Source organism: Neptunicella plasticusilytica (assembly GCF_047922965.1).
Classification (GTDB): Bacteria; Pseudomonadota; Gammaproteobacteria; order Enterobacterales; family Alteromonadaceae; genus Neptunicella; species Neptunicella plasticusilytica.
The window spans coordinates 848,749-864,565 of sequence record NZ_CP150481.1 but is presented as its reverse complement, the minus strand read 5'-3'; the positions used below and the strand labels follow the sequence as shown (position 1 = coordinate 864,565).

At 45.2% G+C, this 15,817-nt stretch carries 8 protein-coding genes; 7 read left to right on the top strand and 1 reads right to left on the bottom strand.

Going from position 1 to position 15,817, the window contains the following annotated elements:
• Window positions 1-230: 230 nt before the first annotated feature.
• From V1467_RS03815 to V1467_RS03790, 6 genes are all read left to right on the top strand, one after another.
• Window positions 231-3,227 carry a carboxypeptidase regulatory-like domain-containing protein gene (locus V1467_RS03815; RefSeq protein ID WP_416307480.1) on the top strand — a complete coding sequence of 999 codons (2,997 nt, stop codon included), beginning with the start codon at window positions 231-233 and terminating at the stop codon, window positions 3,225-3,227.
• A 372-nt stretch (window positions 3,228-3,599) separates the two neighbouring features.
• Complete coding sequence (locus V1467_RS03810) at window positions 3,600-6,656, top strand: TonB-dependent receptor (protein ID WP_416307479.1); 3,057 nt, start codon at window positions 3,600-3,602, stop codon at window positions 6,654-6,656.
• 271 nt (window positions 6,657-6,927) lie between these two features.
• Window positions 6,928-8,805 carry a glycoside hydrolase family 3 protein gene (locus V1467_RS03805; protein WP_416307478.1) on the top strand — a complete coding sequence of 626 codons (1,878 nt, stop codon included), beginning with the start codon at window positions 6,928-6,930 and terminating at the stop codon, window positions 8,803-8,805.
• Window positions 8,806-8,815: 10 nt separating this feature from the next.
• On the top strand, window positions 8,816-10,015 hold the full coding sequence (locus V1467_RS03800) for an acyltransferase family protein (protein WP_416307477.1): 1,200 nt from the start codon (window positions 8,816-8,818) through the stop codon (window positions 10,013-10,015).
• 360 nt (window positions 10,016-10,375) lie between these two features.
• Window positions 10,376-11,026 carry a MarR family transcriptional regulator gene (locus V1467_RS03795; protein WP_416307476.1) on the top strand — a complete coding sequence of 217 codons (651 nt, stop codon included), beginning with the start codon at window positions 10,376-10,378 and terminating at the stop codon, window positions 11,024-11,026.
• Entirely contained in the window at window positions 11,027-11,761 is a 735-nt protein-coding gene (locus V1467_RS03790; RefSeq protein WP_416307475.1) for a DUF3307 domain-containing protein, read from the top strand.
• A gap of 8 nt (window positions 11,762-11,769) precedes the next feature.
• On the opposite strand, the gene V1467_RS03785 is transcribed toward V1467_RS03790, so the two are convergent.
• Window positions 11,770-14,631: an FAD-binding and (Fe-S)-binding domain-containing protein gene (locus V1467_RS03785; protein ID WP_416307474.1), complete on the bottom strand. Its 2,862-nt coding sequence runs from the start codon at window positions 14,629-14,631 to the stop codon at window positions 11,770-11,772.
• A 244-nt stretch (window positions 14,632-14,875) separates the two neighbouring features.
• Here V1467_RS03785 and V1467_RS03780 point away from each other — a divergent pair, with 244 nt between their 5' ends.
• Entirely contained in the window at window positions 14,876-15,727 is an 852-nt protein-coding gene (locus V1467_RS03780; protein WP_416307473.1) for a MurR/RpiR family transcriptional regulator, read from the top strand.
• Window positions 15,728-15,817: the final 90 nt, after the last annotated feature.

Sequence of the window (15,817 nt, the reverse complement as noted above, 5' to 3'; positions counted from 1 at the left end):
CAACAGAATACCGGTAATAACAAAAAAATATTTACAGGCGCCTGTAAATATAAATTATTACTAAGGATGGAATAGTAAAGAAAACATTATTCTTGACGAGTTAGGCTATTATTTGTTAAATGAAGGCTGCGACAGAACAGTACGCATGTCGATTTACAAGTGTTTAAGCAAAACTATAAAGAACGCTAAAAGTTATAGAAAACAACAAAATACATATAAAGGTGGGACACATGGCTAAACATTCCGTAGGTTTTATTAAAAAACGCCTATCACAGGCAACCAGCAGAGCTTGGAGCTCGCCGGTCAATTCAATATCAGCAGTGATGCTGGCCAGTGCCTTAGTGTGTGCCCCTGCAATGGCACAACAAGCGGGTGGGATTAAAGGTAAAGTTACCACTACAGCAACAGATTCCGCAGCCGGTGTTACCGTCACAGCAACCAGTGACGTTATGCCTAAGCCGCGCAGCACTGTCACTAAAGAAGATGGCAGTTATATCCTCCCTTTATTATTGCCCGGCAGCTATGAACTTACGTTTACCGCTGCCGATGGCACAGTGCGTAAAGCGACTGCACAGGTTTTGCTCGACCAGACGTCCAGTGTCAATCTGGTCATGGATCCCAATGCATCTGGCGATATACCTGAAACTATATTAATCACCGGCAGTATGATAGTGCGTGAAGGTAATTCGGCACTGACCAATTCTATCGGTGAGGATGTGGTCAAAGGCATCCCCGTTGGCCAAGACTATCGCGACCTGTTTAAACTGGTGCCCGGTATTCAATATTCGGAAAACACCATCTTGGGTCCTTCAGCGGGTGGTTCCGGGGTAGACAACAAATACGGTTTTGACGGTGTGGATGTATCTTTACCGATGTTTGGTAACTTGGCCTCTGAACCCTCTACCCACGACGTACAATATGTATCGATGGAACGTGGTGGCGCTAAAGCGGTTGGCTTTAATCGTTCAGGCGGTTTTGCGGTTAATACCACTTCCAAATCTGGTACCAATGAATTTCACGGTAATGTGGAATACAAGCTACAAAATGCAAACTTCTCATCCGACGAAGAACATGGAGTAACTCAGGACACTGACAAAAGCTGGATCACTGCAAGTTTAGGGGGACCAATAATTGAAGATGAGCTGTTTTTCTATGGTTCTTATTATCGGCCGGAAGATAAAGGTTCAAATAAGGGAACGGCTTATGGGCCGACAAAAGATTATAAAAGCGTTCGAGATGAATATTTCGGTAAATTAACTTGGGCACCAACCGATGAATTGCTGTTCAATATGAGTTATCGAACCTCTGAACGCACCGATGAAGGTGATTCAATTGGCGAATTTGAAGCCGATAGTGTTTCTGTGGGCGGCAAGGCCGACCAGGATATATTCACCTTTGATGGCTCCTGGATTATCGATGACTACACCACCTTTAATTTCCAGTACAACACATTCAGCCTGGATTCCGCAGGTATCCCGGATACTCCACTCGATGTGGTACCCGAAATCGGCGGAGCGCTGGATCTGACTAATCTGGATATGATGGGTTACCTGAATGTCCCTGTTCTTAAAGACGACGCCACCTACAATAATGGCGCCCAAGCATTGATCGACAAATACGGTTATGTCGGCGACAACGGTGCGCGTATAGGTGATGGTGCAGTAGGAGGCTATTATCAGATTAACAACCAGAACTTTGATCGAGAAGGTCTGGAATTAGGTCTGGATCATGAGCTTTATCTTGGTGATACTACTCATTCTATCCATCTTGGTTTTAAATGGTCAGAAGGTGAAGAAGAGCTAAGCCGTTTTTCCAATGGCTGGGGCATTATCGATTATATTGGCGGGTTGGAAACGGCCTCAGACGGCACGCCAATTTTTTATCGCAGCATCACCGAGCAAATGAGTCTACGTGACTCATCAGGTTCAACGGTACAAGCTATATACTCCTCATCAGAGTCCTATAACTTCGAGATTAACGATTCTATCGAAGCAGGTGATTTTACCTATAACATCGGGGTATTGATCAGCCAGGACATTTTATATGGTCAAGGCCTGAAGAAAAATGACACCGCAGTATCCGGTTATGAATTGGCTCCCGGACATAAGTATAAAATGTATACGGTAGATTGGCAGGATATGATTCAGCCACGCTTGGGCGTGACCTGGCGTTATAACGGTGAAGATACGGTTTTTGCCAATTATGCCAGCTATAATCCCGAAGCAAGTTCGTTAGCACGCGCCGCTTCCTGGGATCGTAATACCCAAGCATCGCTGGACGTGGATTTCGACGAGAATGGCCAATATATCGAATCAGAAGGCAGAGCCGGTTCATCGGGTAAGGTCTTCGACGACAACATGAAACCACGCCGTATTGACGAAATCACTATAGGTGCCACCAAAGTGGTTACCGACGAGTTGTACTTGCGTGCCCATGCGCGTTACCGCGAAGGTTCACACTTCTGGGAAGATGTTCCCAATACAGCCCGTTTATCCGGTACTTATGGCAATAGTGGCGTACCGCAGCATATTGCCGACAAAGGTGTATATGTTGATAATTTGGACGATATTCGCGCTGAAATTGGCGGTTCTTCCTATGTGATTGCCGAGGTCGACGAAGGTCAGACCAAGTATTACGAATTAAGTTTGGAAGCAGAATGGAATGGTGATCGCACTTATGTGAGCGCGTCCTATGTCTGGAGTCATTACTTTGGTAACTTCGATCAGGACAATACTACATCGACGACAGACGCCAACACCTTTATCGGTTCTTCAAACTACAACGATGGCAATGGGCGTTATTCCTGGGACAACAAATACGGTACTATGCGCGGTGACAAACCCCATGTGTTGAAAGTTTATGGTTATTATACACTGGACTGGGATGCCAATTTAGGTGCCTACTTTATTTATCAATCAGGCCAGCCTTGGGAAAAATGGGATGCTACCTACTATGGTTATGCCAGCACTGTGTCTTCTACCGCTCGTTATGGCGAACCAGCCGGTAGTAATCGCACAGCCAGCCATTGGCAATTGGACTTGAATTACACCCAAAACTACCAATTGACCGATGATTACACCCTGAAATTTAGGGCTGATCTGTATAACGTATTTGATCGTCAAACAGGTTACAACATCGATCCTTATGTAACTTCGCTGGAATTTGGTAAGCCACGTGATTATTACAATCCACGTCGTCTTCAACTGTCAGTTAATGTAGAGTTCTAACAAGCGATAATTGAGTCAATTGCAAAATCCCCGCTTTATGCGGGGATTTTTTTATCTGTTCCCCAACCCTCACCAGTATTTAAAATTCAAAATAAGTAGATAACTTAAAGATTTTATATTCCACTGAAAAAAGCATTATTTTCAAAATAAAATACTATTCATAACCCACCTATAGGCACAAAATAATATTTATAACTAGTTTATTTAGGATAAATTTACTATGAAAACTAAATTATTCTTGACTGTTTTCACTATGATTTGCTAAATATCCAGTACAGCAACTGCAATATGTTGCTGATTGAGGCTATGCAGCAATAAGTCCATCACTAACTAGCTAGTAAAACGATAAATCTATAATAAAAGGTGAGACGCATGACTACACACACAACAAAGTTTATAAAAAAAAGGGTCAGCGAAGCGACCAGTAAAATATGTCGCTCTTCGGCCACTTCCCTATCTGCTCTAATGCTAACCGGCGCTCTGGTTTGTGCGCCTGCAATGGCACAACAAGCCGGCGGTAGTATTCGAGGTGTGGTGACCTCCCAGTCGGCACAACTGCTGGAAGGCACTGAAATTACTATTACCAATAAATCCACTGGCGTAAAACGCACCATCAAGGCCAAGGAGGACGGCACTTTCCGTTTTCCTCGTTTACCTATCGGGGTGTATGCTGTTTCTGCGCAAAAACAAGGCTTTGAATCGGTACAGCTGGATGATGTAGAAGTGTTAATCGGTAATGCCACCACTGTTGATCTGACCATGACCAGCGGTGATATGGAGGTCATTTCGGTGACCGGTGGCAGTATTTCGCTGATCGATACGACTTCAACCGAGAGTGCCTTGAATATCAGTGCCATTGAACTGGAAAGATTGCCTGTTGAACGTAGCTTAAATTCGGTGGCATTGCTGGCACCAGGCGTAGGTGATGGTGGTCGCCACGGAGGGGTGTCGTTCGGCGGTTCTTCATCGGCTGAAAACGCCGTTTTTATTAACGGTTTAAATGTCACCGATCCGCAATTCCCGACCGGTTTTTCCAGCGTACCTTTCTCCTTTTATAAGGATTTTCAGGTTAAAACTGGCGGCTATTCGGCGGAATTCGGTCGTACCACCGGAGGTGTAGTGAATGCTGCGGTAAAATCCGGTAGTAATGAATTTGAATTTGGTGCGGATGCCTATTACACCCCTGGCGCACTAAAGGCTAAAGGTCGAGTTGCTTACGATAATCAGGGCAATAAAACCATTGATCGGACCGTTAGCCAAGCCGGTAATGATACATTAACCGCTTCAATATACGCATCCGGCGCGATTATTGAGGATAAGTTATTTTTCTTTGCCTTGTATGAACCCAGAATGGTCCAGAGCGAATACGGTGCTACTGAAAAAGTGAGCAGTGAAGCCGACTCAGGCTTTTGGGGTGGGAAAATCGACTATTATCTGACTGAAAATCATCTGTTTGAATTTATTGCTTTCTCGGATGAGAATGAAACAGTAACGGAAACAATCAATAGCACCGATGGCAGTTTGATTGGCTCTGAAACATCTGACACGGGCGGTAAAAACTACATTGCCACTTACACCGGTTATCTAACCGATGATTTAACCGTTAAAGCCATGTACGGGCAATTACGTCGCAAAGATGCCACAAACGACGCTTCCAGTCTGGAATGTAATAAAGTCCAGGACGGTACAACTCTGGGCCCTATCTGGAATATTGGTTGTACCACATCCACTTATGCCGAAAATAAAACCAATGGCCGCGATGCCTATCGTCTAGATGCAGAATGGCAGCTGGATAATCATTTGCTGCGTTTTGGTATGGATTATGAGGAACGCTTCACCAAACAGGACAGAGCTTATTCCGGCCCCAACGCCACCCAGTATACCATTTACGATGTCGCACCGGGTGAGGCATTAAACGGAGATATACAAAGTGCTGACTACGACTACTACGTATTCGCCCGTACCCGTAAAAATATCGGTGACTACTATACCAAAACTTCGGCCTACTATATCGAAGATATCTGGTCACTGAATGACACCATGACATTAACCTTAGGAGCCCGTCTGGATGAGTTTGATACTGATGACGTGGGTGGAGTGTCATTCCTGAATGTTGAAAAAATGGTATCTCCCCGAATCGGTTATTCCTGGGATATTAACGGCGACGGCGATTCCAAGTTTTTTGCCAATTTAGGCCGTTATTACTACCCCATACCTAACTCGTTGGTGGTAAACGAAGGGGGTGGTACTGTCGAAGCTGCCAACTATTTCTATCTTGAAGGCGGCCAACTGGTTGATGGCGAATGGGTGGGTGGCTTTAATGAAGAACAAACCGCTAGCGGTTTTACTAATCTCACACCTAATCTAGGCCCCCAGATTGGTCCTAATGTGGAATTGGCCAGTTCACCTGAACCCGGAGCCGATCAAAGTTATCGTATCGATCAGGATATTGATGCCAGTTATCAGGATGAACTGATTCTGGGTTATGAAACCATGCTCAATGAAGACTGGCGCTTAGGTAGCCGTGTGACCTATCGCAAGTTCCAGGACGCCATTGAAGATATGAAGGTTTATCATGACTGGGGCGATTGCGAATCTCCCGGCACCTGGTTAATTGGCAACCCGGGTAAAGAAATTACCCTGAATCTGAACTGTAATGGTCAGCAACAACTGGTCACCCTGGATTTGGGTAAAACCCAGATTGATGCCGATAGTTCCAGAAATAAAACCGGCCAGGATATTGGCAGCCCTACCCCGTTCAGAAAATATCTGGGGATTGACATGGTATTGGAAAAACAATGGCAGGATGACTGGTCATTTTACGCCTCCTATACCTGGGCACACAGCTGGGGTAACTACGAAGGCGGCCTCAACAGTGATACCACTAATAACGTAGCGGGCTGGCTGGAATATGGCGATGATCCAATGTACCTGGTCGGTGGTTACGGTAATTTGCCCAATGATAGACGTCATACCATCAAGTTACGTGGTGCTTATGCTATTGATGATCACTGGACCATTTCCGGATCTTTCTCTGCCGCATCAGGTAATCCAATTAATGTTCGCGGTGTAGGTAACCCCTATACCACTGATGAACATTACTATATGAACTGGATCTGTGCCGAAAACTGTACTGGAGATTATGAGCCAGAAGATCGTGTCTATAATAAAATCCCGCGCGGCAGCTGGGATCGTTATGACTGGCTGGTTAACCTGAATGCCAAAATAGCCTACAACACCACGTTTGCAGGTATGGATACCCGCTTTGCTCTGGATATCTTTAACGTGATGAATAATCAATCGGTAACCCGTATTGATCACTTCCTGACCCAGACTGATAGTGTCGGGGCAGAAAACCCCGGATTTGGTGAGATTCAATCACTACAGGCGACTCGTTCCATGCGCTTAAGCGCCAGAATACGTTTCTAAATTATCAACCTTTCTGGATTCGTTAAAGGCTTCTTCGGAAGCCTTTATGTTATACAACTGGCAAAAAAAAGCGTAAGGATAATTATCCCGAGTTGGGGTTAATGAATAATTTCAAGTTGTAAAAAACCAACAAAAGGAATATTAAATTCCAACAAAATAAACAAATAACAATAGTTTATCTATACCATTTTTATCCCCTAGCTGATACATTGTACCCCATTAAATCTATCGTGCGATTATCTCTGTTCTAGCGCGTTATCGGAGTGAATAAATGTCCAACAAACCTTTTAGCCAATTTTTGTTATTACTCGGTGCACTTGTTTGTGCATCCTGTGCCACCCAGTCAACTAAAAACAATCCTCAGCTGGAATCACAAATTGCGCAGAAAATCATGCTGGATATTCGTTATTTCTGCCCTGAACTAAAAGCAGACGAACGTTGCACCAAGCCAGTGACCGAGTTGCCTGATTCCTTGGCCAAGCTGATTGCCGAAACCAATGTTGGCGGCATTGTCCTGTTTGCCAATAATCTCGAGAATACCCGTCAAATCATCCAGCTAAATAAAGATTTGCAAGAAGCTGCCTTGCGAGCGGGTCATAAGCCCTTATTGATTGCGGTCGATCAGGAGGGAGGGCGTGTAGTGCGTATTCCCAAGAATCTTGGAACCTCCTTTAGCGGTAATATGGCGATAGGTGCAACCACAGAAGTCAATGGCACCAAGTACGCATTACAAACCGGCCAGGTCATAGCTAAAGAATTATTGGCGTTAGGGTTTAATGTCAATTTCGCGCCCACTGTCGATGTCAATGTGAATCCAGAGAATCCGGTAATTAACGTACGCTCATTTGGTGAAGATGCCGATCAGGTAGCCAAATTAGGATTGGCACAAATGAATGCCATGCAACAGCAAGGTATTATTTCCTCACTCAAACATTTTCCCGGTCACGGTGATACTAACGTAGATAGCCACACCGGCCTACCCCGAGTGGAGCATGATAAACAAACCATCGACAAGATTGATTTAAAGCCGTTCAAATATGCCATTGACAATAGTGCACCTGGCATGATTATGACCGCCCATATCCAATATCCGCAATTGGATAACACTGAATTTACTGCCAAAGACGGCAGTACCACCATCTTGCCCGCCACCATGTCACGTAAAATATTAACCGACCTGCTGCGCAACGCGATGAATTATCAGGGCGTGATTATTACCGATGCATTAAATATGGCCGGTATTGCACACTTTTTTGACCCAACCGAAGCGGTGATTCAAACCTTCCATGCCGGCAGTGATATCGCCCTGATGCCTATTTCTGTCCGTTCACCGGCTGATTTCAGCAAAGTGAAACAATTAATTCGTGATATCAGCGACGCAGCCCAAAATGGTCGTCTTGATCAGCAGGAAATTGCCGAGTCGGTGCAGCGCATTAATGCGCTTAAACAACAGTACGCTATTGATAAGTTGGTGAGCAAGGATATCGATCAGGCCACTGCCAGTGCAGATAAAATATTAGGTAACAAAGAGCATCGTAAAATTGAACAGGAGCTGGCCAATAACGCGGTGGTGAATATTGCCAATAATGGAGTTTATCCATTAGCCAAATCAATACGCACAATTCATCTGAATATGCCGGATCAAACCAAATGCATGGCGATGACATTGGCGTTGAAAAGCCGCAATGCCAACTGGCGCATCAGTTGTACCAGTCTGGCCGGGAAATTAACCGACGCAACCCAAGCAGAGCAGTTAATCAGGCAGGCTGATTTAGTTATTTCAGCCGATATTACTCCACAGCAGAGCATGGCCGAAATGGGCGGCATGGATGATATTCAGCAATGGCATCAACGCGCTGATAAAAAAGTACAGGAAGCTACTTTGTTAAGACTGATGCGGCACGCTAAAACCCTTGATAAACCGAGTATCTTTATCAGTATGCGTACCCCTTACAATGTACCTTTATACGCCCCCTACTCTGATGCCATTCTGGCTACCTTTGCCCATAACCTGAGTGAATTGGAATATATCGATGATTACGGCAGGTTAATTACCCAATATCAGGGCCCCATGTTCAATGCGGTGGCGGATATATTAACCGGCAAATTGGAAGCCGTCGGCACTTTGCCTGTTAGCATACAACAATAGGGTGAGTCGAATGAGCTGGTTGCAACAACATCTCGCCTCAATTCTGGATAGACTGCCAGCTCACCGCCTGTTGGCCATTGATGCGCTGCGCGGGATCACGATCACGGCGATGATATTAGTGAACAATCCCGGTAGCTGGTCGCATATTTACGCACCACTCAAACACGCCCACTGGCATGGCTGGACACCAACCGATCTGATTTTTCCGTTTTTTATTTTTATTGTCGGTATCTCTATCAGTATTTCGGTTGGCCGCCAAATGGCTAACGGACAAAACCGCCTGTCAATTGTTCAACATGCTGCCATTCGTACCCTCAAACTATTTTTACTCGGCTGGTTTTTAGCCCTGTTTTATTACAACTTTCGCGATCCGGACTTTAGTTGGTTGACCCAAAGACTGGAGCAAATCCGTATTCTGGGTGTATTGCAACGTATTGGACTGGTTTATTTCTTTACAGTACTGCTGGTACTGGGCTGGAAAACCAGCGGTAGAATAATTTGGATGATCGCGATTTTACTGGGTTATTGGCTGATGATGACGCAAGTTGCTTATTCCGATAGCGCGGGCAATGTTTATCAAGGGCTGTTTGAGTACGGCAATAACCTCAGTGCCTGGCTGGATAACCTGTTGATGGATAAAAGCCATTTATACTATCCCGACGCGACACCCTTTGCGTTTGATCCCGAAGGGGTACTTAGTACTTTGCCCGCAGTAGCCGGATGTCTAAGCGGTGTATTAGTCGGCCAGTGGCTGACAAGTGCGGCTAGCTCAAACAGCCGTAAAGCCAATCTATTACTATTAGCTGGACTTGCCGCCATAGTTACAGGTGAGTGCTGGAATATCCTGTTCCCGATCAATAAAGCGCTATGGACATCCAGTTTTGTGCTGTTATCCAGCGGTTATGCCTGTCTGGTGTTAGGCGCATTACTCTGGTTAATTGATATTAAGCAACAACGCAGCTGGACTGCGCCTTTCGTGGTTTTTGGTGCCAACAGCATTGCCTTTTTTATGTTTGCCGGCGTGGTAGCGCGTATATTGATAATGATCCCGGTGGCAGATACAAGCCTCAAGGGATGGTTATATACCGCTATCTATCAGCCAATATTGGGTGATTTAAATGGTTCTTTAGCCTTTGCTATCAGCTTTTTGATTGTCTCCTATCTGGTGATGTATCAGATGTACCGCAAAGGAATTTTCTGGAAGGTATAACAACCATAAAAAGCAAGCTTTTATGCTTGCTTTTGTATTTAGCAAGCCTTTTTACTTACCTTGTAAAAAAGCAAGCCTTTATGCTTGCTATATAAGATAAACCGACTAGTATTATAAATAACCTGAGTTCGGGATAAGAAGTGTCGTTGTAATTTCAATAATTGTATTAATTCAATTATTTATAATAAACATTCTGCTTGCACCCTATCTGATATTCACGCGGTGACGAAATTTTTGTGGGTAGCAAGGCGGGCTTTTGCCCCTAATAGCTGGCTATTGCTAGAAAACCCAACGCCGCCGGGCGCAAAAAGAGCGTTATCGAGAGGCGCAGCTTATTCCGAACTCAGGTTAAATAGTTTAATGGCCTACAGGAATATTATTGTGATTGCGGTATTAACCGGGGATCTGGTCGATTCAACCCAGCTAGATAAACAGGCTTACGCCACTAGCCTCAAGGTAATGGAAACACTATTTAAACAGTTTTCAGATGCCTATCAGGCGCGCTATGAATTGTATCGTGGAGATGCTTTTCAACTGGTGTTTACCCAACCCCAGTTCGTTATGCGTTGCGCGATTATGCTTAAACTGGCTCTGCACAGCCATGCAGAGCTTCCTCATCCGGTTAGAGTTAATCTGTCAGTGGGTTTGGGTGACTACAAGTTTCTGGATGATAAAAACAGCCGTTCCCAGGGCGAAGCCTTTGAACTTTCCGGGCGAGGCCTGGATAAAAACAGCAAAGGGTCGCTATCAGTCCACTGTGCACAAAAACGCTTGGCCGACATATTCGACTTATCCACCCAGTTTCTTGATCGTCTGCTTGGCGGTTTAACCGTCAAGCAAGCCAGAGTATTGTTATCCTATATCCAGTATGATTTTCCCGATCAACAAACCATTGCCGACAAAATTGGCACCGGCAGGCAAAATATCAACTTGCACTTAAACCGTCTGGGCAGTGAACTGGTATATAACTATATTCAACATTTTGAACAATTACTGACGGAGAGCAGCTAGATGGAATTATTAATTTTACTGGTTCTAAGTCATTTACTCGGTGACTTTTATCTGCAAAAGGAAAGCTGGATAGCATGCCGCAATCAGCATCATTTAACCTCTCCCGGTCTATTTAAACATTGTCTTGTCCATTTGCTATTGCTCAGCCTGGTGTTATTTATCGCCACCGCCCCCTCCTTTTGGCAAAGCGTCGTGACGATAATTATTATTGTCGGCTCGCATTTTGCCATTGATATCTGGAAATCCTATCAACAACCTAAACTGGCCTACTTTGTGGCAGATCAGCTTTTGCACCTGGTTGTCCTGCTGCTGGTGTGGCTATGGATAGCGGATATCAGTGTTGAACAACTGCTGATCTGGCAGAAAAAACTGCTCAGTTTAAATGTACTGATTTACGCTGGCGCTTATATTCTGGCGGCCAAGCCGCTTTCGGTGATGATCGCTATCACCCTCAAACAACACACCGATGGACTCAATAAAAGCGGTCAACCCGACGGACTTAAACAGGCAGGAAAATGGATAGGCTATGTTGAAAGATGGCTAGTGATCAGTTTTGTCCTGGTAGGGCAATTTACCGGCATAGGCTTTTTGCTCGCTGCCAAAAGCGTATTCAGATTTGGCGATCTCACCCAGTCAAAAGATCGCAAACTGACTGAATACATGATGCTGGGTACCCTGTTCAGTGTTGCTTCCGCCCTTGCCATCGGCTTTGCCACCAAGCAACTGGTGGCTTAACCGCATTGTTATGATTTAGCTCGACTCACTTCGTCTAACAAATATACTATCGACTGGTAAGGAATTTGGGCATGATGTGACAGGCCTATTTCGCACGTGCGGCTGTTGCTGATGCCTTTTTGACAACCAACAGGCACCTGCGACTTTAAGCTAGCCAAGGCGCTGGCATTTAATTCCGGTACAAAAAAACCTTTGTCACCAGCAAAACCGCAACAATGAATGTCCGTCGGTACTGTTACATTTTCAGCGCAATAACGCGCCAATTGTTCAAGATACATGCCCTTATCCATTTTAAGACTGCTACAGGTTTTGTGTAATACAACCGGCTCTGCTGAAGGTTTAATTTCCAACTTTTCAATCACCTGCATAACCAGGTATTCACTCAATTCGAATAATGGTATGCCGGCCAGATCTTTTAATATTGCAGCGCAGGGGCTGGCATCGATCACCACCGGCCAACGGCCGTTTTCGGACAATTGTATAATGGCATCACTTAACTGCTGCTGTTTGCGCTGGGCGATATCCTGATAGCCTTTTGACGCCCAGGGCATACCACAACACATCTGTGACTCATCAGCCAATGTCAGCATCTGGATACCGGCCTTATCCAATACCGATTTGACGACTTGCCGAATTGGACGCTGATCTTTAGCCTCAGGATCAGGGCCAAATATGCGATTAGCACAGGCACTGATAAACACCACTTTGCTACTTTGTCCGGCGGATTGCAGTGTTACATTCTGCGCCCCGGTGGGCCAGCTCTTATACCACTTGGGAATGGCATTACCGGTGAGTTTATTCAACGCCTTAAAAGTCCCCTCGCAGGCACTGTCGCCCAACAATTTGTTCGCTTGTCTGACAGTGCTTAAACCAAAACGGGCAATGGTGGTGACGGCCGAAAAATGATTGGCCGCCAGTCCGGCCATCAGGGTTCCCGACTGCTGGGAGGCGCGTAACGTTTTAATAAATTCGCCTGTATCAATCCCGACCGGGCACTGCTGGGCACATAAGCCTGTGGCGGCACAACTGTCTATGCCAAAATACTGATATTGCTGTTCTAATTCGGCCTGTTGATGTTGTTCTTCAGCCGTCAATTGTCTTAAGGTGGCAAGCTGCTGTAACTCTTGCATTCGTCGCCATAGAGTAATGCGCTGACGAGGAGTCAGAGTCAGATTTTTTGAGGGACAAACCGGTTCACAAAAACCGCATTCAATACATTTATCGATCATTTCATCGGCAGCCGGGAGGGTTTTCAGATGCTGCAGGTGGGCAAGCGGATCACCATTGATAATCACGCCGGGATTTAAAATGCCTAAAGGATCAAAAAGTTGTTTAATCCGCTGCATAAACTGATAAATTTCAGCTCCCCATTCCAGCACAACAAAAGGTGCCATATTACGGCCTGTGCCATGCTCAGCTTTAAGCGATCCCTGATATTCCACCGCCACCAGTTGCGATACCGCCGCCATAAAGTGCTCATAACGTTCTATTTCCGCGGCACTATCAAAGGATTGGGTAAAGACGAAATGCAGATTGCCAGCCAGCGCATGCCCAAAAATTATCGCTTCATCGTAGGCATATTGCTCGAACAGTTTATGTAACGCCGCTACCCCGTCGGCCAATGCCTCCAAAGGAAAAGCCACATCTTCGATAATCACCGTTGTACCTGTTGCACGCACTGCACCTACCGCAGGAAACATCCCCTTGCGAATTTGCCACATAGCCTCGATCAGACTTGCCTCTTGGGTAAAAGGCTGGCAGCTTAATAAATTTAACTGGAAAGAAGCAATCTGCTGCTCAATACGCTGCTGAAGTTGGGTAAATTCATCCTGACTATTTGCCCCAAATTCGATCAGCAATCCTGCTGTTCTATCGGTCAAACTGGGCATATTTACCAAGGCTGACAGTTTATGACTGACCGATGCCAGCGCCCTGGCATCCATAATTTCCAGTGCTGCTACATTTTCATTTGCCAGTAATTGAACCAATTGGCAACTAATATGGATATCATCAAATAGATACAGACCAGTAGCCTTGAACGCGGGTAACGCCACGGTGTGATAAGTGATATCAGCAATAAACCCCAGAGTGCCTTCAGAGCCAATCATCAGGTGACTGATCACATCAACAGGATCTTCAAAGTCCAGCAGGGCATTCACGCCATACCCCGTTGTATTTTTAAGCCGATATTTGCGCCGGATCTTCTCCACCAGTGCGGGTGTACTCTTAAGCTCCTCGATCATCTGCTGTAAAGACGTAATCAGCTTTGCGTGGCGCGATACAAACTGTTTTCTGGACGCTGAATTGCTGGTGTCCAACACACTGCCATCGGCGAAAACCACGCTAATATCAGCCAGGGTATGGTAGCTGTTCTGGCTCACACCGCAGCACATTCCGGATGAATTATTGGCGGCAATTCCACCAATTTTACAACTACCGATAGAGGCCGGATCCGGGCCTATTTTGCGGCCCAAAGGCGCAAGTGCCAGATTCGCTTCAGCACCAATCACACCGGGCTGCAGTCTGACCTTGTGACCATTGTCAAGAATATCAATATTGCGCCAGCCAGATGACAATAACACCAGCACCGAATCGGTAATGGCCTGACCGGACAGACTGGTACCCGCCGCCCGAAAGGTAATCGGGATACGCCAGCGTCTCGCCTGAGTCAGCAGTCCGGCAAGTTGCTCAAGATTATCAAGTTTTACCACTAACCTGGGCACTAAACGATAAAAACTGGCATCAGTTCCATAGGCGTAACGCTGCAAATACCCGGTCAGCATATTGTCGCGACTAAACAACGGCGTAATAGCGGCAACAAAATGGCCAAACCCGTCAGGATCATACTGGTGTGTTAGATCATTTTTCATAGACTACTGGCTTCATCACTACAGAATCTCAAGAATAGTAACAGTCTGAATAGAATTAATTTATTTTAACATTCTACATAAATTCAAATAAATTATTTCATCATTCATTTTGGAATTATTTAAAGTCTGAACTTTTTAGCAGCATTTTACTTAAAAACAGCAAATAATAATTGTCAGACTGGCAAAGGACATTTAAATAGTGTTATAAAGTTCAAAGAATAAATTATTATTGCACGAATACAATATGACGACTTTTGTAAAAATTAAAGCCATTCGCAAATCCCTTTCCCGCAGTGAAGCCAAATTGGCCAACTTTACCCTTAATTCTCCCAATGTCATTCGGGATTTATCCTCAATTGAACTGGCCAAAGTGGTTAATGTTAGCCAGTCCAGCGTAGTAAAATTTGCCCAGAAGTTAGGTTATAAAGGCTATCCGACCTTTAAGCTGGCAGTTATTGATGCGCTGAATAAAGAATCACCGGAGCCCAGATTACACGGTAAAATCACCTTGAGTGACAGCCTGTCACAGATTGCCGAGAAATTACTAGCCAGCAAGATGGCGGTGTTAACTGAAACCAAAAACCTGAATGAAGCCGTATCCTTTGAGCAAGCAGTTGAATTATTAAAGTCTGCCAAGCGCATTCTGATTTGCGGGCTGGGTGGTTCGGCGCTGGTAGGTAAGGATTTTTCCTACAAGCTACAAAAATTGGGCATGTCAGCTATCGCCGAACCCGACGGTCACGCGCAGTTAGCTTATGTTGCTACTTTTTCCAAAGATGATCTGGTGTTCGCTATCAGTGAATCAGGGGTTACCCGAGAAGTGGCGGAAGTGGTTGCTCAGGCGAAGAGTAACGGCAGCAAAGTCATCTCGGTGACCAAATACGGTGATACACCGGTATCTGAACATGCTGACGTGAAATTATTCTCTATTGCAGAAGAGGAATCGCATCGATTGTCTTCTATTCTGGCCCGTACTGCACAAGAATTTGTTATCGATATCCTGTTTATTGCCATCACCCAGTCATCCCGCCAAGGCAGAAAGTTACTGGAAAAAACCAATGCTGTGGTCAGCGATTACCGCCATTCGACAGATTAGCAATTCAATGCATAAAAAAAGGGCTAAATGATCATTTAGCCCTCTGAACATCTTCTTCCCTGAAGCAACACCAAATAAACCCGGTTTTCT